This is a genomic window from Rhizobium sp. NLR22b, assembly GCF_019685295.1.
Lineage (GTDB): Bacteria > Pseudomonadota > Alphaproteobacteria > Rhizobiales > Rhizobiaceae > Rhizobium.
On sequence record NZ_JABDWM010000008.1, the window covers coordinates 223,794 to 248,294 of the forward strand.

Here is a 24,501-nt window from a genome sequence, read left to right on the forward strand (position 1 = left end):
GGCTCTCCTGTCATGACGCGCCCGTAGCAGAAAACGTGCCAACCCGCCTGTCTTCTTTTGGCACAGGCCCTTCACAGCCGTTCAAAATTCTTGTTGCGGCGGAGGCCGATTGCAGGATCTCGCCGCTTATATTGGGGTGTTGTTCACCCTTTCATTTAAGCAACCCGAAGGGAATGCGGACTACTTTGAAGGGAAAATAAATGGATGTTGCGGGATAGGCCTTCAGCCACTGGGGAGAATGGCGTCATGCACGAACCGAGTGCCAGGCGACGGGAATCCGTCGATGCCCTGACGGCCGAAACACGGCGTTTCGTTGCCGCGAGCGAGGCGATGATGGCATCGACCGCCCATCACCTCGCGGAAGGCGTTGAGAACCTGCGCCTGAAGGCGATTATCCACGAGCTTCCGGACTTCCTCTACGTCAAGGACCGTGACAGCCGCTTTGTCTTCGCCAACGCTGTCACGGCGGCCAGCCTCGGCCTCAGCGCCGAAGAGATTGCCGGCAAGCGTGATTTCGACCTGTTCGATTTCGAGGCGGCGCGCCGCCATTTCGATATCGAGCAGCAGATCATGGCGACCGGCGAAGCCCGCATCGACATGGAGGAAACGGTCGTCCTTCCCGGCGCCGTCAAGCCGATATGCCGGCTGACCTCGAAGATACCGCTGCGCAACGATCGCGGCGAGGTCGTCGGCCTGATCGGCGTTTCCCGCGATATCACCGAACGCAAGCTGCAGGAGGAGCTCCATCGCGGCCAGGCGAAACTGCTCGAGATGATCGCCCGCAATGAACCGCTGCCGATGATCCTCGAGGCGCTGGTGCTGATGATCGAAGCCCAGCTGACAGGGATCGACGGCTCGGTTCTCCTGCTCGATGGCGAGGGCACCAGGCTCTATCACGGTGCGGCTCCCAATCTTCCCGGAGGCTACAGCCGGCTCATCGACGGTGTCACGATCGGCCCCAAGGTCGGCTCCTGCGGCACCGCCGCCTGGCGTGGCCAGCCCGTTATCGTCGAGGACGTCCTGAGCGATCCGCTGTGGGAGGATTTCCGCGCGCTGGTTGCCCCTTTCGGCTTTCGCTCCTGCTGGTCGACGCCGATCGCTACCTCTGAGAATAACGTGCTCGGCACCTTCGCGCTCTATTCCATGGAGGTACGCCGTCCGACGGAGCATGAAACGAGGCTGGTGGCGCTCGCCACCCATATCGCCGGCATCGCCATCGAACGCAAGCGCGTCGACGACCGCATCCATTTCATGGCGCATCATGATGATCTCACCGGCCTGCCGAACCGCGCCTTCCTGAAGGAAAGGCTGGCCGGCATCCTCGACCAGGCACGGCGCAACAATCGCAAGGTCACTGTCGCCTATATCGATCTCGATAATTTCAAGGACGTCAACGACGGCCGCGGCCATGCCGCCGGCGACGAGGTGCTGAAGGAGATCGCCACCCGCATGGCCAACAGCATCCGCGCCTCGGATATGGTGGTGCGGCTCGGCGGCGACGAATTCCTCGTGGTGCTCGTCCACCAGTCGAGTCATGATGCCGGCATCACCCGCCGCCTTCGCGACCTGCAGAAGGCGATCACTCGCCCGATGCGCGGCGAGAGCGGTGACATCGCCATCACTTCGAGCATCGGCGTCGCCGCCTTTCCCGTCGACGGCGTCACCTCGGAAGAGCTTCTTGCCAATGCCGACCGCGCCATGTACCGCGCCAAGCAGTTCGGCCGCAACACGCTGCAGCACCATGATGGCGACAGCAGCGGGGTGGGCATGCCACGCGGCGAGCAGGACGAGCTTCACCAGGCGATCACCGGCGATCAGCTGTTCCTGGAATATCAGCCGCAGGTGGATGTCGCCAGCGGCCGTATCACCGGCATTGAGGCGCTGGTCCGCTGGAACCATCCGGCAAAGGGTAGGGTGCCGCCCTTCAATTTCATTCCGCTCGCCGAAGAGACCGGCCTCATCGTTCCACTCGGCCTCTGGGTGCTGAACGAGGCGTGCCGCCAGGCGCGCAGCTGGCAGGATATGGGCCTGACGCCGCTGACGATCGCCGTCAATGTATCGGCCAAGCAGTTCGCCGATCCGGATTTTGCAAGCCATGTCGCCGAGGCGCTGGAGCGCAACCACCTGCAATCCCGCTGGCTGGAGCTCGAGGTCACCGAAAGCGTGGTGATGCAGGATGCCGAGCGGGCGCTCGCCATGATGGAGCAGCTGAGGGCGCTCGGCGTACGCCTGTCGATCGACGATTTCGGTTCCGGCTATTCCAGCCTTGCGGCACTGAAGACCTTCCCCTTCGACCGGCTGAAGATGGACCGTTCGCTGGTCGAGGCCCTGCCGGGCGACAAAACAGCCGTCGCCATCGCCTCGGCCGTCATTTCGCTGGCGCAGACGCTGAAGCTGTCGGTTCTCGCAGAAGGCGTCGAGACCGATGCCCAGATGGCTTTCCTGCGCCAGGCGCATTGCGAGGAGGCGCAGGGCTACCGCTTCTCGAAGCCCGTCTCGCCGGAGGAGATTCCGGCATTGCTGCAGGCGCAGCTTCTCTGAACTTTTCCTCAGCTTGCTCGTCGCGAACGGATCGCTCGCTTAGACCCGAATGATGTTGAGACGCAGAGCGCTGACCACTGCCTGCGTTCTCGTCGTGCATCCCAGCTTCCTGATCACGCTGCCGATCTGATTGTTGACCGCGTTTTCCGAGAGATCGAGAAGCTTCGCGATCTCGCTGCTCTTCCTGCCTCCGGCCGTTAGCCTCAGGCAGTCCAGCTCGCTCCGCGTAAAGGCAACCGGCTTGTGTTTCTCGTTCAGTGTCAGCTGTGACAGCCGATCATAAATCAACGTGGCGATAAACAGGATCTTGGCCATTTCCACCATGCTGAAATTCCGGGGTCCCGAAATCGAAAGGGCGCCGCGTCCAGCCGCGGCATCGTGCACGGGAAAATAGGCGCCCTTTTCCATGCCGTAGCGCCTGAACAACTCGATGACGGTGGACTTCTTGGCTGCTCCGCGATCGGTATTGATCGCCTCGACATCATAGTTGAAGGGGCTGGTCGACCTCAGCATCCGCCGGATGACCGGACTGTCGACCAACAGGTTATGGGCGTCGTAATAGTCGACCATCTCCGCCGGCCAGTTGGTGATGATCTTTGTCGCGCCTATTTCGACGACGTCGACCGTAGGGAGCGTCATGATCAGGAAAGCCGTCATGCCCAGGTCCTGGGTAAGACGCTTCATATATTTGAAGACTTCGTAATGCGTGTTGAAGCCTGCAGCGACTTCTTCAATTCGGTTGAACTCGCCCTCGAGCGGCATGTCTTTCTCCGATCGCTTTCGCGGCGCCTGGCGGCTGAGGTGTCCACTTATCCGCTCGTACCGGAAGTTGATTCTGCATGCTCCAAGCACGGTGGAATATGCATCTGCCGAGAAAAAACGGAAAGGCCCTTAGCTGCCGGCAACAGACGGACGGCCGTTGCTTAACAAAGAGTTTACGGATCTTCGAACTATTCGAAGCGGCCGAGGCGAAAAAATCAGTGGCTTCGCGTTCGCCAACTTCCCAGAAAATCAGCTTCCGACGCGGAAATCGTGTTTCAAGCCAATGATTCTGTTTTCTTATTTGTCCGTACGGCTCGACCATTGGCCATCCGGTTTCGCAACGTCTCGGTTAAAGGAAGCTTAAAGAATATATCGGATTTTATTTCAGGGGTGCCCGTCCAGCGCAAATCCGTGATGGGTGGCGGCAGTCATTCGCTCGATGTGAGCAAGGGGGAAGAGCATGAAGACAATAGGATTCGGCTTCGGTTCGGATGCCAAGGCCGTACTGGCGGCGATGAGCAGGTCGCAGGCCATCATCGAATTCGACCTTACCGGCAAGATTCTCACGGCCAATGCCAATTTCTGTGCTGCCCTCGGTTATCAACTGTCTGAGATTGTTGGCCAGCATCACCGGATGTTCGTCGAACCCGCGGAAGCCTCGTCGGCCGGCTATCGCGAATTCTGGGCGAAGCTCGGCAGAGGCGAGTTCGACCAGCGCCAATACAAGCGGATCGGCAAGGGCGGCAAGGAAATCTGGATCGAAGCCTCCTATAATCCGGTCTTCAGTGGCGGCAAGCCCTACAAAGTGGTGAAATTCGCGACCGATATCACCAGGCAGAAGCTGCAAAGCGCCGAGGATGCCGGCAAGATAAGCGCGCTGTCGCGCGCCCAGGCGGTGATCGAATTCACGCCGAAGGGCGAGATCTTGACGGCCAACGAGAATTTCCTGTCGGCGCTCGGTTATCAGCTTGCCGAGATCCAGGGGCGCCATCATTCGATGTTTTGCGACAGCGCTTACGTCAACAGTGACGATTACCGGCGGTTCTGGGCGCGCCTGTCAGGTGGCGAATTCGTGGCGGATGAGTTTCTGCGCATCGGCAAGGGCGGCAGAAAGGTCTATATCCAGGCGTCCTACAACCCGATCTTCGACATGAACGGTAAGGTGTTCAAGGTCGTCAAGTTCGCGACCGACGTCACTGCCCGCGTCAATAATGTCGATCAGTTGGCGGCATCCTTGATGGCGCTCTCCGGCGGCGATTTAACCCAGGAAGTCGCAACCCCGTTCATTCCGACCCTGGAAAAACTCCGAACCGACTTCAATGCCGCTGTCGGCAAGCTGCGCGCAGCGATGCAGGCCGTGGCCGAAAACGCAACCGGCATCGCCGCCGGAGCTCAGCAAGTTCGCTCCGCCTCGGACGATTTGTCGAAGCGCACGGAACAGCAGGCGGCCTCCGTCGAGGAAACCGCCGCCGCCCTGGAAGAGATCACCACAACGGTCTCCGATTCCAGCAACCGCGCTCAGGAGGCCGGCCAACTGGTGAGAAGGACGCGCGAGAATGCCGAGCGTTCCGGCGCGGTGGTCCGCAGCGCCGTCGATGCGATGGGCAAGATCGAGACATCATCGGCGGAGATCGGCAATATCATCGGCGTAATCGACGAAATCGCCTTCCAGACCAACCTGTTGGCGCTGAACGCGGGCGTCGAGGCGGCGCGCGCGGGCGATGCCGGCAAGGGTTTTGCGGTGGTCGCGCAGGAAGTTCGCGAGCTTGCTCAGAGATCGGCCAAAGCGGCGAAAGAGATCAAGGAGCTCATCAGCGCCTCCAACGAGCATGTGAAGAGCGGGGTGACCCTGGTCGGCGAAACCGGCAGGGCGCTCGAAGAGATCGTCGCACAGGTTCAGCAGGTCAACGGCAATGTTCTCGCGATCGTCGAAAGTTCCAAGGAGCAGGCGACGGGACTGAAGGAAATCAACACCGCGGTTAACACCATGGACCAAGGCACGCAGCAGAATGCGGCCATGGTCGAGGAATCGACGGCTGCCGCCCACAGCCTCGCCAAGGAGGCGGACGCACTATTTCAACTGCTGGCACAGTTCAACATCGGCGGTCCCGCCGCACGCCAGCACCGCCCCGCCGTGGCGACCGCCGCTTCCAGACCGGTCGCATCGGCGCCGCGGGCAATGGCCGCGAAGGTGAGCGCGGCCTTCCGTGGCAATGCCGCCGTCGCCGGCGGCGATTGGGAGGAGTTCTGAGGCGCAGGGCGGCTCCGCCTCATTCCATCAGCTTGCCGATTGCCTCGATCTCATTCGTCCATAGGCCTGCCGCATAGTTATGCGGCAGCCGCGCCAGTTGCGCGGCATCGTCGATGCCGGTGGAAAAATCGCCGCCGCGATAGGGCCCGAGCACGAAAACCTCAGTGCCGGCATCGTCCATCCGGTTGAGAAAGCGGTCCGGCCAGCCCCAGAGCCAGGGCGCGATGTTGATCGGCACCAGCATCATCCGATGTTTGCAGGCATCAGGCAGGAGGCCGGTCCAGCCATAGCCGATATAGCCGAAAAGGCAGCCTTTCAGGCTCTTGCGCGATGCAGTTCTGATATCTGGCGCGAGCCGGCCGAGCACGTCGATCGGCTCATCGCCGCCATAGACGATGATGCCGGCCCGCCGAGCGGCCGTTAGTCCGTTCAGCACGGCTGCGAGCTTTTCCGCCTCGGACGGATCGCGGCTTTTGATGTTGATGAGGAAGCGCCGATCCGGAAAGGTCGAAAGCACTTGCGCCAGCGTCGGCATCATGCCGATACCCCGGCCGCGAAAAGGAAAGCTCCTGCCGCCATCGGCCGTATAGCCGTAGCCGATGTCGAGCCTCCTCATCTCCGCCATCGAATGCTCGCGCGTCACGCCGTGCCCATCGGTGCGGCAGTCGAGCATCCAGTCGTGAAAGACGGCGAATTCGCCGTCCGTCGTCGGATGCACGTCGATCTCGACGATATCGGCCCCGGCTGCGAAGCCCGCCTGAATCGAGGGGATGGTGTTTTCCAGATAGTCGTGTTTCGGCGGCAGCATGCGGCTTGCCGTGCAGGTGTCGTTCTTCAGATCGGTCTCGTCGAACCGCTGGGCGATGCCGCGATGGGCGAGCAGCACCGGCTTTCCCGGCCGATGCTCGGCAATGAGGCTGGTATTGTTGAGATAGATGCCGGCGGCTGCGAGCGCGATGGCCGCCGCGCAATGGAAAAGCTTCCTGCCCATCTTTCCGCTCCTCCTGATTGCATCGATAGAGGAAGCAGCTAGAAAGCGATTCTGGTTGTTCTTGGGCTGTTTTCCGGCTTTTCTATGCGCGGGGTTATTCGCCGGAAAGGATTGGCATCGCGATGGAACGACAGGACGACGAACTCATCCATTTCGAAGCGCAGGGGGCCGCGCCGTTGCCGCCGGCTTCTGTCGAAGGCCATGTCGGGCGCGCCGGCGCCCGCATCTGGTATGCGAGCTACGGCACAGGCCCTGCCGTCATTCTGCTGCATGGCGGCCTAGGCCATAGCGGCAACTGGGGCTACCAGGTCCCGGCGCTGCTCGCCAGCGGCCGCCGCGTCGTGCTGATCGACAGCCGCGGCCATGGTCGAAGCACTCGCGATACCCGCCCCTACAGCTATGAGCTGATGGCCGCTGACGTGCTTGCGGTGATGGACGAACTGCGGCTGGAGACGGCGGCATTCGTCGGCTGGAGCGACGGCGCCTGCGTCGCGCTGATCCTCGCCATGACGGCGCCGTCGCGTGTCGAGGGCGTCTTTTTCTTCGCCTGCAACATGGATCCGAGCGGCACGCTGGAATTCGTTCCGACTCCGGTCATCGACCGATGCTTCAGCCGCCACGCCAAGGACTATGCGGCATTGTCCGCCACGCCGGACGATTTCAATTCCTTCGTCGAGGCGGTCAGCCTGATGATGCGCACCGAGCCGAATTATGGGGCGGAGGACCTCGGCCGCATCGGCGTTCCGGTCGCGATCGTGCTCGGTCAACATGACGAATTCATAAAAGCCGAGCATGCCGAATATCTTGCCGCAAGCATCCCGGACGCTCAGATGATCTACCTGCCCGGCGTCAGCCATTTCGCGCCGCTGCAGCGGCCGGCGGAGTTCAACGCCGCGATTTTATCCTTTCTCGACGGGATCAGATGATGACGATCGCCTCCTCTGGCCCCGCGCCCATTTCCCGCTATCTTTTGGTCCATGAGAGCTGATGCGCTGCTTTATCCCGCCCCGGAAGGGCTCTATTGCCCGGAAGGCGGATTCTATGTCGATCCGGTGCGGCCGGTCGAGCGGGCGCTCGTCACCCACGGCCATTCCGATCACGCCCGGCCCGGCCATGTGAACGTGCTTGCCACCCGTCAGACGCTCGACATCATGCGCCTGCGTTATGGCGAGGGCTTCTGTGCCAGTGAGCAGGCAGTCGGTTTTAACGAGGAACTGCTGGTCAACGGCGTCAAGGTGAGCTTTCATCCCGCCGGCCATGTGCTTGGCTCCGCGCAGATCGCTATCGAGAAGGACGGCACGCGCATCGTCGTCTCCGGCGATTACAAGCGCCGCCCCGATCCGACCTGCGCCCCTTATGTGCCGGTCGCCTGCGATGTCTTCATCACCGAGGCGACCTTCGGCCTGCCGGTCTTCCATCATCCCGATCCGATGGATGAGACCGGCAAGCTGCTGGCTTCGCTCCGCCAATTTCCCGAGCGTACCCATCTGGTCGGTGCCTATGCGCTCGGCAAGGCCCAGCGCGTCATCCGGCTGCTGCGCGACGCCGGTTATGCCGAGCCGATCTATATCCACGGCGCCATGGAAAAGCTCTGCGACTATTACGTTGGCCAAGGCGTCGATCTCGGCGAGCTGCAACCCGCCACGATCGAGAGCCGAGACAAGTCCGCCTTCAAGGGCGCCGTCGTCATCGGCCCGTCATCGGCCTTTGCCGACCGCTGGGCGCGCCGCTTTAACGAGCCGCTGCCGGCCTTCGCCTCCGGTTGGATGATGGTGCGTCAGCGCGCCAAACAGCTCGGCGTCGAACTGCCGCTCGTCATCTCCGACCATTGCGACTGGCCGGAACTGACCGAAACCATCCGGGAGCTGCACCCGGCCGAGGTCTGGGTGACGCATGGCCGCGAGGAGGCCCTGGTGCGCTGGTGCCAGTTGCAGGGCATCAAGGCGAAGCCGCTGCATCTGGTGGGCTATGAGGATGAGGCGGATTGAGATGATCTGCGTATTGGCCCTAAACCTGTCTACAGCCGACCCTGTTGCCTCTACCGCCACTCTGGATGTGGCGGCGACGTCTGCCTCACACTCCCTCATTCGCGTGCTCGTCACAGGAATCCAGCCACCGCGCGTCGGCGCGGGGAGTAACTCTTGCGACCCTGAAGAGTCTCCCGCGCCCAAGGACTTTGGCGCGCTGGATTCCTGTGACGAGCACGGGAATGAGGGAGTTCCTGTGGAGCTTCGTCATGCCAGAAGGAGGGCCTCATGAAAGCCTTCGCCGACCTCCTCGATCGCCTGGTTCTGACCCCCAGCCGTAACGGCAAACTGAAGCTGCTGACCGATTATTTCCGCGACACCCCCGATCCGGACCGCGGCTACGGCCTTGCGGCGATCGCCGGCACGCTGGAGGTGCGCAACGTCAAGCCGGCGATGCTGCGCGACCTGGTGCTGGAGCGCATCGACGAGGTGCTGTTCCATTATTCCTATGATTATGTCGGCGATCTCGCCGAGACCATCTCGCTCGTCTGGGACAATGAGCGGGATATCGACCGCTCGGCCCTGGCTCAGCCGCGCCTGGGTGAGGTCGTCACCCGCATGAACGGCCTCGGCCGCACCGAAGTGCGCGGCTATGTCCGAGATCTGCTTGACCGGCTGGATTCGTCAGGCCGGTTCGCCTTCATCAAGCTTGCGACCGGCGCGCTGCGCATCGGCGTTTCCGCCCGTCTTGCCAAGCAGGCGTTGGCCGATCTCGGCGGCAAGGACGTCACCGAGATCGAGACCCTCTGGCACGGCCTGCAGCCGCCTTACGAGACGCTGTTTCAGTGGTTGGCGGGCGGCGGCGAGAAACCGGCGCTGGCGACACCGGCGATCTTCCATTCCGTCATGCTCGCCAATGCGGTCGAGGAGGGGGACTTGGCGAGTCTCGAGCCGGCCGATTATGCCGCCGAGTGGAAATGGGACGGCATCCGCGTCCAGCTGTCGCGCTCCGGCGACAGGCGCAAGATCTATTCGCGCTCGGGCGACGACATATCGGGCGCCTTTCCGGATGTTCTCGACGCGATCAATTTTTCCGGCGTTGTCGACGGCGAGCTGCTGGTCGGCGGCACTGCCCGCTCCAACAGTCCGACGCGCACCTTCTCCGACCTGCAGCAGCGCCTGAACCGCAAGACGGTGACGGCGAAGATGCTCGACGACTACCCCGCCTTTATCCGTGCCTACGACCTGCTCTTTGCCGGCGACGAGGATATTCGCGGCCGCGCCTATGTCGACCGCCGCGCGCATCTGGCCGAGATTATCGAGCGCGCCCCCCATGACCGGTTCGACCTCTCGCCACTCGTGCCTTTCTCCTCATGGGAGGAGCTCGACGCTCTGCGTGCCGCGCCGCCCGATCCGGTGATCGAGGGCGTGATGATCAAGCGGCGCGACAGCATCTACCAGGCGGGCCGCATGAAGGGCCCCTGGTTCAAGTGGAAGCGCAATCCTTATAATGTCGATGCGGTGCTGATGTATGCGCAGCGCGGCCACGGCAAGCGCTCCAGCTACTATTCCGATTTCACCTTCGGCGTCTGGGCCGATGAGGAGGACGGCGAACAGCTTGTGCCCGTGGGAAAGGCCTATTTCGGTTTCACCGATGCCGAGCTCGAGCTGCTCGACAAGTTCGTGCGCAACAACACCACCGAACGTTTCGGCCCGGTACGGGCCGTGCGGGCCGACAGGGATTTCGGCTTCGTCGTCGAGGTGGCCTTCGAAGGCATCAACCGCTCGACGCGGCACAAATCGGGGGTCGCCATGCGCTTCCCCCGCATCGCCCGCCTTCGCCCCGACAAACCCTCCTACGAGGCCGACCGGCTGCGCACGCTGATCGCGATGATCGACGCAAAGCCTGGCTGAGCTTTGCGCTCCTGCGCAACAATGACGCAGGACAATATTTTCAACATCATGTGTATTGGCGGCACCGGTTTTCCGATGCAAATCTCGCGTGCCGGGGGAAATGATTTGGGTGCTGCGCCATGAGCTCGTATGAACAAAATTCCTTTTTCCGCCAACGCCGCGCCGTGCTGGCGGGGCTTGCCGGCGCGCTCATCCTGCCGCGCATGGCGGCCGCTTTCGATGTGCCGGACGAGCCGCGCCTTGCCAAGTACGACTATGCCACGGTCCGCCGGCGGTTCCGCACGAAGCTCCTGCAGAAGGGGCCGGCGCCGGACAAATACGAACCGCTGACCGCGCCTGCCGACGCCGAGAAGATATTCTATCGTTCCGGCTATGGCGGCGAACTGGAACTGGCGGCCTGGGTCTCCAGATACAAGCGCGAGCGCAAGCCCATGCCGGCCGTGCTGTTCCTGCATGGCGGTAACGCCATGGGGGCCGGCCACTGGCAGCTGATGAAGCCTTATGTCGACGCCGGCTATGTCGTGATGATGCCGTCGCTGCGCGGCGAAAACGGCCAGAGGGGCAATTTCTCCGGCTTCTACGATGAGGTCGACGACGTGCTTGCCGCCGCCGAGCGCCTGGCGCATCTGCCGGGTGTCGATCCCGGCCGCCTGTTCATCGCCGGCCATAGCATCGGCGGCACGCTCACCATGCTGACGGCGATGAGCACCCAAAAATTCCGCGCCGCCGCGCCGATATCCGGCAATCCCAACGCCTTCCGTTTCTTCAGCCGCTATCCCCAGGACATCCGCTTCGACGACAGCAATGCGCATGAATTCGAGGTACGCTCGGCGCTCTGTTACGCCCACAGCTTCAAATGCCCGGTCCGGGTGGTCCACGGCACGGAAGAGGCTCATTTCAACGACCGCGCCGATCTGCTCGCCCGCCGCGCCCGCGCCGCCGGCGTCCATATCGAAACCGACACCGTGGCCGGCAACCACACCTCGGCGCTGCCAGCCGAGATCGAACAGAGCATCCGCTTCTTCCACGGGGTGGCGGCGTAAGCTCTGCCGTCGGCGAAACAGCATTGTCCTGTATCGCGACGAACGCCAGCCTCGCACCAGCCGCGAATGCCATCGTCGCGCCAGATATCGCCGTCTCGCCGATCGTTGATTAGGGTGGTCCCATGAATTTTCTGCGCCGGGTTTTCCCGATTGCCGGGCTTATGATTGCTGTCGCGACGCTCGGCGGCTGCAACATTCTGATCCCCGATGTCGCTGCCGATTCGCCGGCCCGCTTCGTTCAGGAAACCTCGCCGGTCTTCTACCAGCCGCCGGGCGTCGATCCGCGCCGGGTGCGGCCGATCCCCGATCAGCCGGTGCCCCAGACGCGCGAACTCTACAAGACCCAGTTCCACCAGACTTACGGCCTGCCGCTCACCAATCCCGTGCATATGGCAATGTATGGCGAGCAGCGCGCCGAGGATTTCACCCTGCCGGCGATCCCGATCAGCCGTGTGCAGCCGCAGTTCCTGCGCCAGGAGGTCGACTACCAGACGACCGAGCGCCCCGGCACTGTCCTCGTCGATACCAAGGCGCGTTTCCTCTATTTGATCGAGGCTAACGGCAAGGCGATGCGCTACGGTGTCGGCCTCGGTCGCGATGGCTACGCCTGGACGGGCCGCGGCGTCATCCAGTGGAAGCAGAAATGGCCGCGCTGGACGCCGCCGGTCGAAATGGTCTCGCGCCAGCCGGAAGTTCGCGCCTTCTCCGCGGAAAATGGCGGCATGAATCCCGGGCTTCAGAACCCGCTCGGCGCGCGCGCCATGTATATTTTCAAGGACGGGCAGGACACCCTTTACCGCATCCATGGCACGCCGGACTGGCAGTCGATCGGCAAGGCAACGTCGTCGGGCTGCGTGCGCATGCTGAACCAGGATGTCGTCGATCTCTACGACCGGCTTCCCGCCAAGGCCGAGATCGTTGTGATGTAGCGCTGCAACAGCGCTCTTCATATCGTCGGCTCCGGCTGGAACACGTCTGCGTGAAGCTATGGTTTATTTGGCGCAAGCCGATAGATTTCTTGATGTCGTTATTCCAGCATTCCCGCATCAAAAGGAAATCAGTCCCGCGTCATGAGTTCCGATAGACATCTTTCCCGCCGCAGCTTTCTTTCCCTTTCGGCTCTGACGGCAGCTTCCGCGCTCGCCGGCTGCGCCTCCTCCGCCAACACCGTGACATCCGGCGACACGTCGATCATCTACCGCTCGCCGATGCGCCTGTTCCAGTCACCGGGAGCGTCGAGCGTGCCGAGCGGTCCGGAGCTTGCCGTCATGTACGGACCCGTCGAGGACGGCGGCTTCCTCATTCCCGCCGTTCCCTATGAAGAAATCGATCCGCGCTACTATCGCCAGCGTGTCCTCGACCCCACCGGCCAGCCGCCAGGCACGATCGTGGTCGATACGCCGTCGCGCTTCCTCTATCTCGTCCAGGCCGACGGCATGGCGATGCGCTACGGCGTCGGCATCGGCCGCGAGGGCTTCGCCTGGCAGGGATCGGGCGTCATCCAGTGGCGTCAGAGATGGCCGCGTTGGAAGCCGCCGAACGAGATGGTTGCCCGGCAGCCGGAACTGGTCAAATATTCTATCGAGAACGGCGGCATGGAGCCGGGTCTGAAGAACCCGCTCGGCGCACGCGCCCTCTATATCTTCTCGAACGGCGAGGACACGCTCTACCGCCTGCACGGCAATCCCGACTGGCGCTCGATCGGCAAGGCCGTCTCCTCGGGCTGCGTCAGGCTGTTGAACCAGGATATCATCGATCTCTACGACCGCGTTCCGACAAAGGCGCCGATCGTCGTGTGGCAGTGATACCGCCGGGGCGGTCGCCAGCCGGCCGCCCAAGGCAATCTTTTCGGCAAAGGCTTTCTCATTCGCTGCCTGTAGAGGAATTTATTTTCGAAAATCCATTGCTTAATTCGACAAACCCCCTACATGTGGCGTATCGAATATTGCTTGTGACTCTTTGTCCATGCGCTGAAAGCGCTTCGTCAGATCTCGTCTCAACATCGATATTGCCCGCGGAATCGTTCCCGGGCGCACTCAAACGGTTGAAAAGGAGATCGTTATGAATTCAGGCGTCGTCAAGTGGTTCAATGGCACCAAGGGTTTTGGCTTCATCCAGCCCGATGATGGTTCCACCGACGTTTTCGTCCATATTTCGGCAGTCGAACGTGCCGGCATGCGCGAACTCACCGAAGGTCAGAAGGTCCGCTACGACCTGGTCCGCGACAAGCGGTCCGGCAAGAATTCGGCCGATAACCTTCAGGCCGCATGATTGTCGTTCGCCTTGGCTGGCCACAGATTGCGGCGCGCTGACCACGGATGTACTGGCAGCGCGCTGACCATCAAAGGCAGCTTGGTGGCTGAATGACTGGAAGAGGTCGGGTTCAAGCCCGGCCTTTTGTTTTGAAATTGAGCAGCCGAAGAGTTGAGGGACGCAGAATGAGCAGACCAAGCTACAAGGTCGGCGACATGATCGTGCTGAAGTCCGGCATGACCCGCACGGCAAAGGCAGACAAGCGGTGCCGGATCGCCAGCATCCTGCCCAACGATCACGGGCACGTGCAATATCGCGTCCAGTTCACCGGCGAGAATTTCGAGCGCCGCATTACCGATGACGATATCGACATCGGGGAACCGCCACGGGCGGCGTCACTTGAGGCGGCTGCCAAAGCCGATGACGCCGAGCCGTGGCTGAAATTTTCGGGAATCCGCATGGGCAAGTAGCCCGCCATTTTTTATTATATGACAGCGGCCTCGCCGCCGACAGGAAGGATATTCGTTTGCAGGTACTCGTTAGGGATAACAATGTCGATCAGGCGTTGCGCGTGCTTAAGAAAAAGATGCAGCGTGAAGGGCTTTTTCGGGAAATGAAAGCGCGCAGCGCTTATGAGAAGCCGTCGGAGAAGCGTGCCCGCGAAAAGGGGGAGGCCGTTCGCCGCCAGCGCAAGCTTGCCCGCAAGAAGCTGCAGCGCGAGGGCCTGCTGCCGGCGCCGAAGAAGGCTGTCCGCGCTCGCTGATCCGGCCGTGGCATGCCGGCCCTGGTGTTACGGGCCGGTCGCCACATCTCGGCTTTGTGGAATTACGTCCCGGCCGTAAAATGATGTTGGCATCCGAAATGCAAGGATCAAACGCCGCCATCACCTGAGAAAGGGGGCACATGACCGCCACCAAGGGAGAATTCTTCAATCCCGCCAAGCTTTCGTCTCGCGACAAGGCCGAAGCGACCGATCACACGGCGCGCGCCATTATTGCGGCCGAGGCATCGGCCCGTGACAAGAAGACGGAGAAGCTGAGGGCGCTTCGTCTGCAGCAGGCCGCCGAAGACGCGGATGCCGCACCTGCGCCTGCAAAAAAGCGCCGCTCGACGGCGAAGACCGCCACCCGGCGGTCCTGATCCCGCCGCAGACGTCACACCGGCGCGGGGCAGGGGCTTTCAGCCGTCGCCGGCCCGGCCGAGATTGGCCCGCAGCCGATGCAGCATGTCGCGCATCTCGGCCATTTCCTCGATCGTGCAGCCGGCGGCTTTCCCGATCGCCGTCATGATCATATCGACCTCTCCCTTCATCGCTTCGCCCTTCAGCGTCAGCGACACGATCACCTGCCGCTCGTCGCGCAGATCGCGGATGCGCTTGATCAGCCCGCTCTGTTCCAGCCGTTTCAACAGCGGCGACAGCGTGCCGGAATCGAGGTCCAACTGCTCGCCGATCGTCTTCACCGGTAGGGCGCTGCGTTCCCACAGCACCAGCATCACCAGATATTGCGGATAGGTAAGGCCGACCCTGTCCAGGATCGGTTTATAGGCGCGGGTAAAAGCATGCGCCGTCGCGTAAACCGCAAAGCACAGCTGCTTTTCCAGCCGCTTCTCCTCCTCAGGTATCTCCATGGTCTTTGCCGTTTGCGCTTTCATATCCGTCATCCCCGAGGCTGCGATTGTCCTCTTTCCACTTGCGAAATGCAATTTGCAAAATTCACTTGCGTACAATTTAATTGTGCTATAGTAAAACTCCAACCCGATCGAAGGGCCAACCAAAGGAGATCGTCATGCCTATTCTCTATACGACCAAAGCCTCTGCCACCGGCGGCCGCGCCGGCCGCGCCGTATCCGAAAACGGCGTTCTGGACGTGACGCTGACCGTTCCAAAGGAACTCGGCGGCGACGGCGCGACCGGCACCAATCCCGAACAGCTCTTTGCTGCCGGCTATTCCGCCTGCTTCCTCGGTGCCTTGAAATTTGTTGCAGGCCAGCAGAAGGTCAAGATTCCCGAGGACACGACCGTCTCCGCCAAGGTCGGCATCGGCCCGCGCGAAGACGGCACCGGCTTCGGCATCGAAGTGGCCCTGACGGTCAATATCCCGGGCCTCGACCGCGAGACCGCCGAAAAGCTCGCCGCCGCGGCCCACATCGTCTGCCCCTACAGCCACGCCATGCGCACCTCGACCGAAGTACCGGTCACCGTCGCCTGATCGCAGCGACCTGCGATTTGCCCCTCACTGCAACCCTCTCCCCATTCTGACGGGGAGAGGGGAGTGCCCTGCGAAGATCGGCGTGGAACGGAGAGCTTGCGGCATATCCCTTCTCGCCGTCACAACGGGGAGAAGGTGCCGGCAGCCGGGATGAGGGGCAGGTCACTCTAATCGCCCGTCGCCCGTCCACTTTGACGCGGCCGGCGCGACCCCTCAGCCGGTTTCGGCGCTTCCACCGTCGCCCCGGACAGCGCCTGCAGATCCTGCCGCAGCCGCCCAACGCCGCCGCCCGGCAATCCGTCGTCGAGGGCCGCATGCGTGCTTTCCCAGATCGGCAACGCCGTTGCCAGCACCGCCTTGCCTTCCGCAGTAAGGCTGAGCAGCCGGCCGCGCCTGTCCTTCGGGTTCTCCGCCACCGTCACCCAGCCCCTGCGCTGTAAGGGCTTCAGCGCCGCCGTCAGCGTCGTCTGGTCCATGGCGAGCAGGGCGGCGACCGGCCCCATCGGGGGCGGTTCCGGCCGGTTCAGCGACATCATCAGGGAAAACTGTCCGTTGGTGAGGCCGGCCGGCCGCAACGCATCATCGAACAACCGGGCAAGCGCGCGTGCCGCCCGCTGCACATGCAGGCAGAGGCAGGTGTCGCGCACCAGCAGCGTCGTCGAAAACGGGATCTCGATCGAATTTGACATGCTCAATTTCTATTGATATCAATGCAATTAGTCAAGGAGAAGGAGCTGAGCCGGCTTCACCGGCGGGCGCCGGAGGAGGGCGCAGTTCATGCAGAACGAAGTAGTTTCCCGCGAGGAATGGCTGGAGGCCCGCCGCGCCCTGCTGCTGAAGGAGAAGGAGGCGACGAAGCTGCGCGACAGCATCAACGCCGCCCGCATGGCACTTCCCTGGGTGAAGGTTGACAAGGATTACGTCTTCGAAACACCCGAGGGAAAGAAGTCGCTCGCCGATCTCTTCGATGGCCGCAGCCAGCTTTTGATCTATCATTTCATGCTCGGTCCCGGCTGGCAGGCCGGCTGCCCCGGCTGCTCCTTCCTGTCGGATCACGTCGATGGCGCTCTGCCGCATCTCAACCATCACGACGTCACCTGGGTCGCTGTTTCCCGTGCCCCGCTCGAGAAGATCGCCGCCTATAAAAAGCGCATGGGCTGGAAATTCCCCTGGGTCTCATCCTTCGGCAGCGATTTCAATTTCGATTATCACGTCTCTTTCAGTCCGGAGGACCTTGCCAAAGACAAAGTCTTCTACAATTTCACTGCTATCGAGCCGGCTGAGGCTCATGACGAGCTGCCCGGCCTCAGCGCCTTCTACCGCAACGACAAGGGCGAGGTCTTTCATACCTATTCGAGCTATGCCCGCGGGCCGGAAGAACTGATCGGCACCCTGATGATCCTCGACCGCGCGCCGAAGGGCCGCAACGAGGAAAGCACGATGAATTTCGTGCGCCGCCACGACGAATATGAGGATGCTCCGAAGACCTCGTCCTGCTGTCACTGAGCCATCAAACATCTGGAATATCGTCACCCGAAGGGAGAAGCGATGATGAAAACGGCCGAAGTGCTGAAGGAGCATTCTTTTTTGGAAAGACTGGTCGGCGACTGGAGCGTCACCGCACCCGAGATGTCCGACGGCAACGACTGGACGGAGACCGTGCGTTCGCTGCACGGCATCTGGTTCGTCGCCGAAGGAACCGGCCTCATGCCGAATGGCAAGCGGGCCACCACGATCCTGACGCTCGGCTACAACGCCGAGAAGGGCAGATATGTCGGCAGCTGGATCGGCAGCATGATGGACTATATGTGGGTCTATGAGGGCGAGGTCGACGCCTCCGGCAATGTTCTCGACCTCTATACGACAGGACCAGACTTCAGCGGCGATGGCCTTGCCGATTACCGCGAGCGGATCACCTTCATCGACGACAATCACCGCACTTTCACCTCCAGCGCCAAGCAGGAGGACGGTTCGTGGAAGCAGTTCATGGAAGCACATTACATCCGCAGAATCTGACAATCACGGCGCCCCCAGCGAAAGGGTGGCGTCACAAGAGGGAGAACGTGATGTCCAAGACGCATGGAAAGTTCATCTGGTGTGAGCTGATGACATCAGACACCGCAGCCGCCGCGAAATTCTACAGTTCCGTCGTCGGCTGGACCACCTCGGACATGCAGGTGGAGGGCATGCCGACCTATACGATCTTCGAGGCGAACGGCATCGGCGTCGCCGGCCTGATGGAGTTTCCGGCCGAGCTTGAAGGTCAGGGCATCCCGCCGAACTGGACGGGTTATGTCGGCGTCGACGATGTCGACCAGACGGCAAGGGATTTCGCCGCCAATGGCGGGGCGGTGCGCCGGCCGCCCCAGGACATCCCGAGCGTAGGCCGTTTCGCCGTCGTCGCCGACCCGCATGGCGCCGTCATTTGCATCATGACGCCGGCGCCGATGGAACAGGAGTGGCCGGAACTCGCCCCCGACGCACCCGGCAACATCGGCTGGCACGAGCTCTACGCCGGCAACGGCAAAGACGCGCTGGCCTTCTATTCCAATCTGTTCGGCTGGACGAAGGACAGCGAGATGGATATGGGGCCAATGGGCGTCTACTACCTCTTCTCGCATGATGGCAGGCAGATCGGTGGGATGATGACCAAGCCAGACAGCGTGCCCATGCCCTGCTGGAGCTACTATTTCATCGTTCCCGCCATCGACGCGGCGATCGAACGCGTCACATCGGGCGGCGGCAAGGTCGTCAACGGCCCGATGGAAGTCCCCGGCGGCAGCTGGATCATCCAGGCCACCGATCCCCAAGGCGCCTTCTTCTGCCTGGTGGCGCCGAAGCGGTAGCTGCTGTGCCGGACGGCGTGCCCCTCATCCGGCTGCCGCCACCTTCTCCCCGTTCTGACGGGGAGAAGGGACATGCCGCAAGCTCTCCGTTTCACGCGACCTCTCTTATGGCACGTCCCCTCTCCCCGTCAGAACGGAGAGAGGGCTGGGCTGAGGGGCTTGCGCCTGAAACGCTTTGGGCTACGGACGCCAGACCTCAAAAGCTTGTCACACTGCCACAGAAGCAAAAAACCCCTCCGGGCTCTCCACCTCCACCAGCCGCTTCTTCTCGATCAACCAGAAGCGGTTTCCAACCGCCCGCACGAAGCTGCGGTCGTGCGAGACCAGCAGACAACTCGCTTCATGCGCCATCAGCTCGTTTTCCAGCGCTTCCTGTCCCTCGATATCGAGATGGTTGGTGGGCTCGTCGAGCAGATAGAAATTCGGCTCCGTCAGCCTGAGCACCAGCATGCCGAGCCGCGCCTTCTGGCCGCCGGAAAGCTGGCCGATCGGCTTTGACTGCATGTCGATCGTCATGCCGGCTCCGGCGAGCAGTGCCCGCGCCCGCTGGTCGCCGACATCGAAGCGGCGGATGATCGTGCCGATCGGCGTATCCTTGTCGGCAAGATCGGCCAGCGCCTGATCGCCATAGCCGAGAACCAGCGACGGCGTCGCCTTGATTCCATTCTGCCCGGCCTCGGGTCTGTCGATCGCTTGTTTCAGCATCGACACCAGCCGTGATTTGCCGGCGCCGTTGAGGCCGAGGAGCACGATGCGGTCTCCCTGGCAGATGAATTGGCGGCCGGTCTTGAACAGCAGCGTCCCGTCCGGCGTCGTCACCGCCGCGTCGTCGAACGTCATCAGCACCTTGGCATGCGTGCCGCGGTTGGAAAGCCGGATGGCGCCGGCCGAGCGCTCGAGATGGGCCGGTTTTGCCGCGTCCTCCAGCTTCTCCGCCCGCTGCTTCAGCTGCTTCGTCTTGACGACCAGCAGGTCGCTGCCGGAATTGATGCCAATATTGTTGAGCTTGGCCGCCTGCTTGCGTAATTGCTCGGCCGCCTTCATGTCGCGCTCGTAACGCCGCGCCTCGGAAGCGTCGATCTTGTCGAGGGCGGCGCGTGCTCTGCTATAGGGGAGCGCGAAGACCGGCGATTGCTCCGGCCGCAGGAACAGCGTCCTGTTCGTCGTCGCATCGAGGAAGGCGCGGTCGTGGCTGGAGAGGATGACCGGCACCTCGCGCGGCAGCGCATTCAGCCAGCTTTCCAGCTGCGCGATCTTTTCGAGGTCGAGATGGTTGGTCGGTTCGTCGAGCAGCAGCACGTCGGGCTCGCTGACCCAGCTGCGCGCAAGCATCGCCAGCCGCTGCCAGCCGCCGCTCAATTGCTTCAGCGGCCGGCTGCGCATGACTTCCGGCACCTCCAGCGATTCCAGCACGACATCGACGCGCCAGCTCTCGCTTTCGGCCTGATCGGCCGGCAGCGCCTGCAGCACCGCATCATGGAACGGCGTGTCGAAAAGGGCGGTCGGCACATTCTGCGCGACATGGCCGATCGTCAGCCCACGCGCCTTGGTGATCTCGCCCGCGCTCGGCTCCAACGCGCCGTTGATGCAGGCAAGCAGGGTGGATTTCCCGCGGCCGTTGGCGGCGACGAGACCGATGCGGTCGCCTGCATTGACGACGAGATTGAGGTTGGAAAATAGCCGATTGGCGAGCGTCACGCCGAGATTGCGGATATTGATGAGGGTCATGTTCGTTCTCTGGTCCTGGCCGGGGGCGGGCGCAATCGGTGGCGTCAGGCCATCACGGATTGCGTCTTGCGGGCCCGGGAATGAGAGGAATGCGCGCAGTCATCCGACGGCGGCGCATCGGCCACGAAGGGCAGACCAGGAAGAGAGTGAAAGCGTCTCTGGTCAGCCCTGCAAACGCATTTGCAGGGCGTTGACTGGACCACGCTGGCGATGATGCCGGAAATAATACTGCATAGCGTGATCCTCCTTTCTCGAAAGGGTTGCAGGATGGAAATACCATTGCCGACAAAAGGAGGCAAGGGAGGTTGGAGGAGGCCGCGCTCTCATAAGCGGGGGTAGGGAATGGAAGGTGCCGCTGGCGGAGAGCACTGCTGCCCGCTGAAATCACCTACCCGCATCGCGGGCCCGGCAAATCCAGGCGCCGCGTTATGCCGATGGTTTCGAGAAACGTCTCGTCGTGGCTGACGACGATCAGCGCCCCGTCATAGGCGCTGAGCCCCGCCTCGACGGCAGATATCGAGTCGATATCGAGATGGTTGGTCGGCTCGTCCAGGATCAGCAGCGGCGGCGGTGCGGCGCCGAGCGTGCAGGCAAGACCGGCCCGCAGCAATTGGCCGCCGCTGAGGGTCGAAACCGTCTGCAATGCCGCATCGGCTCTGAACATGAAGCGGGCGAGCGCGGCCCGGCAGGTGTTTTCATCGGCTTGCGGATTGATTCGGCGAAAATTGTCGCGGATCGAGGCCGATGGATCGAGTAGGCCGATCTCCTGGTCGAGCATCGCGAAACCGGTCATCACCGCAACCGTGCCGGACCAGGCATTCAGCTCGCCGGTGATGAGCGCGAGCAGCGTCGTCTTGCCCGAGCCGTTCGGCCCGGTGACGGCGATACGTTCCGGTCCGGTCACGTCGAAGGAGAGATCGTCGATGATGGGTTGATCAGGCCGGTAACCTGCCGTCACGCCGTCGATCTTCAGCACGATCTTGCTGGCCGGCAGCCCCGTCGGCGGCAAGCTAACCTGCAGCGGCTGGAGGATCTCGATCTTCTCGCGCGCCGCCTTGGCCTCTTCAAGGGCCTGGGCGCGCCGTCGTTCGGCAAGACGGGCATTGTCGCCGCCGGTGGTTTCGCTCCGCTCCTTCATGCCGCCGAGCATGATGCGCGGGATGCCGCCCTTGGCGGCCATCTTCCGCCCGGCGCTGTCTCTCTGTGCCTGACGCTCGACGTTCGCCTGTGCCTTCCTGGCCACCTCCGTCATGCGACTTTCGGCATCGGCAAGATCATGCCGGGCGGCGGCCAGCTCAAGCGCCTTGCGTTCGCGATAATGGCTCCAGTTGCCGCCGTAGCGTGTCGCGCCGAGCGAGGTCAGCTCGACAATCTGATCGACGCTATCGAGCAATTCCCGATCATGGCTGACGATGACCGCGCCGGCCCGCCAGCCTGAAATCAGCGTGATCACCGCGTCGCGGCCTTCGCGGTCGAGATTGTTTGTCGGCTCGTCGAGCAGCAGGAAGTCCGGCTCGCCGAAGATAAGCGCGGCAAGAGCGGCGCGTGTGCGCTGCCCGCCAGAGAGTACGGCAAGCGGCGTCTGCGGCTCCGCGTCGAGCCCCGTCCGCTTGAGCGCGGCGGCGATCCGCGCCTCCAGCGTCCAGTCCGCCGAAGCAAGCTCGTCGGCCGTTGCCGCGCCGGCTTCGGCACGCCGAAGAAGCGGGAGCGCCCCGGCCGCGCCGAAGAGATCGGCAATGGTTTCGCTAGGCGTGACCTGGACGCTCTGGCGCAGTACGCCGAGACTGCCACTGACTGAAACCGTCCCCGACTGAGGTTGGATCTGACCGGAGACGAGCTTCAGCAGCGTCGTTTTGCCGACGCCGTTGCGTCCGACGAGACCGCTGCGGTCCCTGCCGAAACTGAGGTCGAGATCGGAAAAAAGCGGCCGCCCGTCAGGCGTGGCCCAGGAGATTTGCGAGAGAGTGATGGAGGCAGGCATGGATATGGATTTCCCCGTTGGCAAGGCGAACTGGCATTGCGATCGGGTTGAGATCCATTGCGGCACACATCCTGTTGAAATGGTCGATGCCGGGCAATTTAGGAAAGAAAGGCCGAAAGTTCAAGGTAAAGCGGCGATTCTGCATTCTCTCCGGCAAACCGTGCCGATGCCCCTCACCCTCTCCCGTTTCTGACGGGGAGAGGGGACGTGCCCTGCGAGAGACTGGTGGGGAATGGATAGGTCGCGGTATGGTCCCTTCGCCCCGTTTGCGGCTTCCGAAGGACGGGTCGAGACCAGTGGCTCGACCCGGTCGGTGTCGGCAGGCGGATGAAGGGCTCAAGCGCGCCGCCGCGCAAAACGCCTACCGCTTCAAGCTCCCTAGGATCCCCCGCACCAATGCCCGGCCGACCTGGGTGGCGACCGTGCGGGCGACGCTCTTCATTGCCGCTTCCACCACCGTTTCGCGCTGGTAGCCGGAAGACCTGCCGCGCGATTGGCCGCGGCCCTGGCGGTTGTCGTCATCGCCGAAGCCCGGCAGGCTCCAGCCGGAAGTCGTGCCCGGCTGCTCTGCCGCTTCTTCCTGTGCTCGCTTGGCGGCCTCGGCTTCCGCCGCCTTTTTGGCGCGCGCCGTCAGCATTTCGAAGGCGGATTCCCGGTCCACGTCCTCGTCATAGACGCCGAGAACCGGGCTCTTGTCCATGACCTGCTGGCGTTCGCCATCGCTCAGTGGGCCGACGCGGCCCGACGGGGGGCGGATCAGCGTCCGCTCGACGATGGACGGCGCGCCTTTGGCCTCCAGTGTCGAGACCAGCGCCTCGCCGGTGCCGAGAGTGGTGATGACGGTGGCGCAATCGAAGGCCGGGTTCGGGCGGAAGGTGTCGGCGGCCGTCTTCACCGCCTTCTGCTCACGCGGCGAATAGGCGCGCAGCGCATGCTGGACGCGGTTGCCGAGCTGGGCAAGCACTGTTTCCGGCACGTCGAGCGGGTTCTGCGTCACGAAATAGACGCCGACGCCTTTGGAGCGGATCAGCCGCACCACCTGCTCGACGCGTTCGACGAGAACCTTCGGCGCGTCGTTGAAGAGCAGATGCGCTTCGTCGAAGAAGAAGACGAGCCTCGGCTTTTCCGGATCGCCGACCTCCGGCAGTTCCTCGAAGAGCTCCGACAGCAGCCAGAGCAGGAAGGTGGCGTAGAGCCGCGGATTCATCATCAGTCTGTCGGCGGCAAGCACCGAAATCTGGCCGTAGCCATTGTTGCTGGTGCGCATGATGTCGGAAATCTTCAGTGCCGGCTCGCCGAAGAAGTGCTCCGCGCCCTGCTGTTCGAGCACCAGCAGCGCCCGCTGGATCGAGCCGACCGAGGCTTTGGAGATCAGGCCGTACTGGCTGGAAAGCTCGCTGGCGTTCTCGCCCATATAGTTGAGCAGTGAGGTGAAATCCTTGAGATCGAGCAGCGGCAGCCCGGCCTGGTCGGCGATCTTGAAGGCGATGTTGATGACGCCTTCCTGCGGCTCGCTGGCATCCATCAGCCGGGCGAGCAGCAGCGGGCCCATCTCGGCGACGGTGGTGCGCACCCGGTGGCCCTTCAGCCCGAACAGATCCCAGAAAATCACCGGAAACTGGTCGAATTCATAATCGGCAAAACCGATCTGTTCGGCACGCTTGGTGAGGAAATCCTTCGGCTCTCCCCTGGCGCCGATGCCGGAAAGATCGCCCTTGATATCGGCCGCAAAGACCGGCACGCCGGCCCGGGAGAAGCCTTCCGCCAGCACCTGCAGCGTCACCGTCTTGCCGGTGCCGGTGGCGCCGGTGACGAGGCCGTGGCGGTTGCCGAATTTCAGGTCAAGATATTCCGGCTTGTTGATGCTGTCGTCGGGATTGCGGCTTGCGCCGATGAAAATCTTGCCGTCCTCGATCATCCCCAAATGCTCCCTTCGGCGCTGCCGCCATTTGTCGAGAAGGTCCGGCGTCCGCGGCCTTCATCGAACCATCGTTTCCCTGTTATAAGCAGGCAG

24 protein-coding genes are annotated in these 24,501 nt (G+C 62.6%); 17 read left to right on the plus strand and 7 right to left on the minus strand.

Annotation, left to right across the window (positions count from 1 at the left end):
* Window positions 1-246: 246 nt before the first annotated feature.
* On the plus strand, window positions 247-2,541 hold the full coding sequence (locus tag HJC00_RS15505; RefSeq protein ID WP_221164319.1) for an EAL domain-containing protein: 2,295 nt from the start codon (window positions 247-249) through the stop codon (window positions 2,539-2,541).
* Window positions 2,542-2,580: 39 nt separating this feature from the next.
* Here HJC00_RS15505 and HJC00_RS15510 read toward each other — a convergent pair whose 3' ends face one another.
* The gene (locus tag HJC00_RS15510; RefSeq protein ID WP_210628685.1) at window positions 2,581-3,303 is read right to left on the minus strand and encodes a LuxR family transcriptional regulator; all 723 of its coding nucleotides are present in this window, start codon (window positions 3,301-3,303) and stop codon (window positions 2,581-2,583) included.
* A gap of 460 nt (window positions 3,304-3,763) precedes the next feature.
* Here HJC00_RS15510 and HJC00_RS15515 point away from each other — a divergent pair, with 460 nt between their 5' ends.
* Window positions 3,764-5,554, plus strand: coding sequence for a PAS domain-containing methyl-accepting chemotaxis protein (locus HJC00_RS15515; RefSeq protein WP_210628684.1), 1,791 nt, complete (start codon window positions 3,764-3,766; stop codon window positions 5,552-5,554).
* Window positions 5,555-5,573: 19 nt separating this feature from the next.
* Here HJC00_RS15515 and HJC00_RS15520 read toward each other — a convergent pair whose 3' ends face one another.
* The gene (locus HJC00_RS15520; protein WP_210628683.1) at window positions 5,574-6,545 is read right to left on the minus strand and encodes a glycerophosphodiester phosphodiesterase family protein; all 972 of its coding nucleotides are present in this window, start codon (window positions 6,543-6,545) and stop codon (window positions 5,574-5,576) included.
* Between the two features lie 122 nt (window positions 6,546-6,667).
* On the opposite strand from HJC00_RS15520, the gene HJC00_RS15525 reads away from it, so the two are divergent.
* From HJC00_RS15525 to HJC00_RS15570, 10 genes are all read left to right on the plus strand, one after another.
* On the plus strand, window positions 6,668-7,471 hold the full coding sequence (locus HJC00_RS15525; RefSeq protein ID WP_221146832.1) for an alpha/beta fold hydrolase: 804 nt from the start codon (window positions 6,668-6,670) through the stop codon (window positions 7,469-7,471).
* 51 nt (window positions 7,472-7,522) lie between these two features.
* A complete protein-coding gene (locus HJC00_RS15530; protein ID WP_210628681.1) occupies window positions 7,523-8,533 on the plus strand; it encodes a ligase-associated DNA damage response exonuclease in 1,011 nt (336 codons plus the stop codon).
* A 267-nt stretch (window positions 8,534-8,800) separates the two neighbouring features.
* Entirely contained in the window at window positions 8,801-10,426 is a 1,626-nt protein-coding gene (locus HJC00_RS15535; protein WP_221164320.1) for a cisplatin damage response ATP-dependent DNA ligase, read from the plus strand.
* A gap of 119 nt (window positions 10,427-10,545) precedes the next feature.
* Window positions 10,546-11,469 (plus strand): S9 family peptidase, encoded by a 924-nt coding sequence (locus HJC00_RS15540; protein ID WP_210628679.1) that lies wholly within the window; start codon window positions 10,546-10,548, stop codon window positions 11,467-11,469.
* A 122-nt stretch (window positions 11,470-11,591) separates the two neighbouring features.
* Entirely contained in the window at window positions 11,592-12,398 is an 807-nt protein-coding gene (locus HJC00_RS15545; RefSeq protein WP_221164321.1) for a L,D-transpeptidase, read from the plus strand.
* 141 nt (window positions 12,399-12,539) lie between these two features.
* On the plus strand, window positions 12,540-13,274 hold the full coding sequence (locus tag HJC00_RS15550) for a L,D-transpeptidase (RefSeq protein ID WP_210628677.1): 735 nt from the start codon (window positions 12,540-12,542) through the stop codon (window positions 13,272-13,274).
* Window positions 13,275-13,530: 256 nt separating this feature from the next.
* The gene (locus HJC00_RS15555) at window positions 13,531-13,740 is read left to right on the plus strand and encodes a cold-shock protein (RefSeq protein WP_011424508.1); all 210 of its coding nucleotides are present in this window, start codon (window positions 13,531-13,533) and stop codon (window positions 13,738-13,740) included.
* 167 nt (window positions 13,741-13,907) lie between these two features.
* Entirely contained in the window at window positions 13,908-14,192 is a 285-nt protein-coding gene (locus HJC00_RS15560; protein ID WP_221155484.1) for a cold-shock protein, read from the plus strand.
* Between the two features lie 56 nt (window positions 14,193-14,248).
* A complete protein-coding gene (rpsU, locus tag HJC00_RS15565; protein WP_011424510.1) occupies window positions 14,249-14,485 on the plus strand; it encodes a 30S ribosomal protein S21 in 237 nt (78 codons plus the stop codon).
* Window positions 14,486-14,625: 140 nt separating this feature from the next.
* Entirely contained in the window at window positions 14,626-14,862 is a 237-nt protein-coding gene (locus tag HJC00_RS15570) for a hypothetical protein (RefSeq protein WP_210628675.1), read from the plus strand.
* Between the two features lie 39 nt (window positions 14,863-14,901).
* On the opposite strand, the gene HJC00_RS15575 is transcribed toward HJC00_RS15570, so the two are convergent.
* Window positions 14,902-15,384 (minus strand): MarR family winged helix-turn-helix transcriptional regulator, encoded by a 483-nt coding sequence (locus tag HJC00_RS15575; protein WP_221164322.1) that lies wholly within the window; start codon window positions 15,382-15,384, stop codon window positions 14,902-14,904.
* Window positions 15,385-15,509: 125 nt separating this feature from the next.
* Between HJC00_RS15575 and HJC00_RS15580 the strand changes: the two genes are divergently transcribed.
* Window positions 15,510-15,932 carry an organic hydroperoxide resistance protein gene (locus HJC00_RS15580; protein WP_003580247.1) on the plus strand — a complete coding sequence of 141 codons (423 nt, stop codon included), beginning with the start codon at window positions 15,510-15,512 and terminating at the stop codon, window positions 15,930-15,932.
* Window positions 15,933-16,099: 167 nt separating this feature from the next.
* Here the strand turns inward: HJC00_RS15580 and HJC00_RS15585 are convergent, their stop codons facing one another.
* Complete coding sequence (locus HJC00_RS15585; RefSeq protein WP_210628673.1) at window positions 16,100-16,621, minus strand: MarR family winged helix-turn-helix transcriptional regulator; 522 nt, start codon at window positions 16,619-16,621, stop codon at window positions 16,100-16,102.
* Window positions 16,622-16,709: 88 nt separating this feature from the next.
* Between HJC00_RS15585 and HJC00_RS15590 the strand changes: the two genes are divergently transcribed.
* The 3 genes from HJC00_RS15590 to HJC00_RS15600 are packed head-to-tail and all read left to right on the plus strand — an operon-like array spanning window position 16,710 to window position 18,778.
* Window positions 16,710-17,438 (plus strand): thioredoxin family protein, encoded by a 729-nt coding sequence (locus tag HJC00_RS15590; protein WP_210628672.1) that lies wholly within the window; start codon window positions 16,710-16,712, stop codon window positions 17,436-17,438.
* Between the two features lie 42 nt (window positions 17,439-17,480).
* Window positions 17,481-17,948, plus strand: a complete 468-nt coding sequence (locus HJC00_RS15595; RefSeq protein ID WP_210628671.1) for a DUF1579 domain-containing protein — start codon at window positions 17,481-17,483, stop codon at window positions 17,946-17,948.
* 50 nt (window positions 17,949-17,998) lie between these two features.
* A complete protein-coding gene (locus HJC00_RS15600; protein WP_210628670.1) occupies window positions 17,999-18,778 on the plus strand; it encodes a VOC family protein in 780 nt (259 codons plus the stop codon).
* Between the two features lie 207 nt (window positions 18,779-18,985).
* Here HJC00_RS15600 and HJC00_RS15605 read toward each other — a convergent pair whose 3' ends face one another.
* Both HJC00_RS15605 and HJC00_RS15610 read right to left on the minus strand, forming a co-directional pair.
* Window positions 18,986-20,506 carry an ABC-F family ATP-binding cassette domain-containing protein gene (locus tag HJC00_RS15605; RefSeq protein WP_221164323.1) on the minus strand — a complete coding sequence of 507 codons (1,521 nt, stop codon included), beginning with the start codon at window positions 20,504-20,506 and terminating at the stop codon, window positions 18,986-18,988.
* Window positions 20,507-20,894: 388 nt separating this feature from the next.
* The gene (locus HJC00_RS15610; protein WP_221164324.1) at window positions 20,895-22,487 is read right to left on the minus strand and encodes an ABC-F family ATP-binding cassette domain-containing protein; all 1,593 of its coding nucleotides are present in this window, start codon (window positions 22,485-22,487) and stop codon (window positions 20,895-20,897) included.
* Between HJC00_RS15610 and HJC00_RS15615 the strand changes: the two genes are divergently transcribed.
* Window positions 22,486-22,680 carry a hypothetical protein gene (locus HJC00_RS15615; protein WP_221155498.1) on the plus strand — a complete coding sequence of 65 codons (195 nt, stop codon included), beginning with the start codon at window positions 22,486-22,488 and terminating at the stop codon, window positions 22,678-22,680. The two genes, HJC00_RS15610 and HJC00_RS15615, sit on opposite strands and share 2 nt — an antisense overlap.
* Window positions 22,681-22,848: 168 nt before the next feature.
* Here HJC00_RS15615 and HJC00_RS15620 read toward each other — a convergent pair whose 3' ends face one another.
* Entirely contained in the window at window positions 22,849-24,405 is a 1,557-nt protein-coding gene (locus HJC00_RS15620) for a helicase HerA-like C-terminal domain-containing protein (RefSeq protein ID WP_210628666.1), read from the minus strand.
* Between the last annotated feature and the right edge of the window lie 96 nt (window positions 24,406-24,501).

Excerpts from the sequence above, each read along its gene's own strand:
- HJC00_RS15505 (WP_221164319.1), top strand. The coding sequence starts at position 247 with ATGCACGAACCGAGTGCCAGGCGACGGGAATCCGTCGATGCCCTGACG.
- HJC00_RS15510 (WP_210628685.1), bottom strand. The coding sequence starts at position 3,303 with ATGCCGCTCGAGGGCGAGTTCAACCGAATTGAAGAAGTCGCTGCAGGC.
- HJC00_RS15515 (WP_210628684.1), top strand. The coding sequence starts at position 3,764 with ATGAAGACAATAGGATTCGGCTTCGGTTCGGATGCCAAGGCCGTACTG.
- HJC00_RS15520 (WP_210628683.1), bottom strand. The coding sequence starts at position 6,545 with ATGGGCAGGAAGCTTTTCCATTGCGCGGCGGCCATCGCGCTCGCAGCC.
- HJC00_RS15525 (WP_221146832.1), top strand. The coding sequence starts at position 6,668 with ATGGAACGACAGGACGACGAACTCATCCATTTCGAAGCGCAGGGGGCC.
- HJC00_RS15530 (WP_210628681.1), top strand. The coding sequence starts at position 7,523 with ATGAGAGCTGATGCGCTGCTTTATCCCGCCCCGGAAGGGCTCTATTGC.
- HJC00_RS15535 (WP_221164320.1), top strand. The coding sequence starts at position 8,801 with ATGAAAGCCTTCGCCGACCTCCTCGATCGCCTGGTTCTGACCCCCAGC.
- HJC00_RS15540 (WP_210628679.1), top strand. The coding sequence starts at position 10,546 with ATGAGCTCGTATGAACAAAATTCCTTTTTCCGCCAACGCCGCGCCGTG.
- HJC00_RS15545 (WP_221164321.1), top strand. The coding sequence starts at position 11,592 with ATGAATTTTCTGCGCCGGGTTTTCCCGATTGCCGGGCTTATGATTGCT.
- HJC00_RS15550 (WP_210628677.1), top strand. The coding sequence starts at position 12,540 with ATGAGTTCCGATAGACATCTTTCCCGCCGCAGCTTTCTTTCCCTTTCG.
- HJC00_RS15555 (WP_011424508.1), top strand. The coding sequence starts at position 13,531 with ATGAATTCAGGCGTCGTCAAGTGGTTCAATGGCACCAAGGGTTTTGGC.
- HJC00_RS15560 (WP_221155484.1), top strand. The coding sequence starts at position 13,908 with ATGAGCAGACCAAGCTACAAGGTCGGCGACATGATCGTGCTGAAGTCC.
- HJC00_RS15570 (WP_210628675.1), top strand. The coding sequence starts at position 14,626 with ATGACCGCCACCAAGGGAGAATTCTTCAATCCCGCCAAGCTTTCGTCT.
- HJC00_RS15575 (WP_221164322.1), bottom strand. The coding sequence starts at position 15,384 with ATGACGGATATGAAAGCGCAAACGGCAAAGACCATGGAGATACCTGAG.
- HJC00_RS15580 (WP_003580247.1), top strand. The coding sequence starts at position 15,510 with ATGCCTATTCTCTATACGACCAAAGCCTCTGCCACCGGCGGCCGCGCC.
- HJC00_RS15585 (WP_210628673.1), bottom strand. The coding sequence starts at position 16,621 with ATGTCAAATTCGATCGAGATCCCGTTTTCGACGACGCTGCTGGTGCGC.
- HJC00_RS15590 (WP_210628672.1), top strand. The coding sequence starts at position 16,710 with ATGCAGAACGAAGTAGTTTCCCGCGAGGAATGGCTGGAGGCCCGCCGC.
- HJC00_RS15595 (WP_210628671.1), top strand. The coding sequence starts at position 17,481 with ATGATGAAAACGGCCGAAGTGCTGAAGGAGCATTCTTTTTTGGAAAGA.
- HJC00_RS15600 (WP_210628670.1), top strand. The coding sequence starts at position 17,999 with ATGTCCAAGACGCATGGAAAGTTCATCTGGTGTGAGCTGATGACATCA.
- HJC00_RS15605 (WP_221164323.1), bottom strand. The coding sequence starts at position 20,506 with ATGACCCTCATCAATATCCGCAATCTCGGCGTGACGCTCGCCAATCGG.
- HJC00_RS15615 (WP_221155498.1), top strand. The coding sequence starts at position 22,486 with ATGGATATGGATTTCCCCGTTGGCAAGGCGAACTGGCATTGCGATCGG.
- HJC00_RS15610 (WP_221164324.1), bottom strand. The coding sequence starts at position 22,487 with ATGCCTGCCTCCATCACTCTCTCGCAAATCTCCTGGGCCACGCCTGAC.
- HJC00_RS15620 (WP_210628666.1), bottom strand. The coding sequence starts at position 24,405 with ATGATCGAGGACGGCAAGATTTTCATCGGCGCAAGCCGCAATCCCGAC.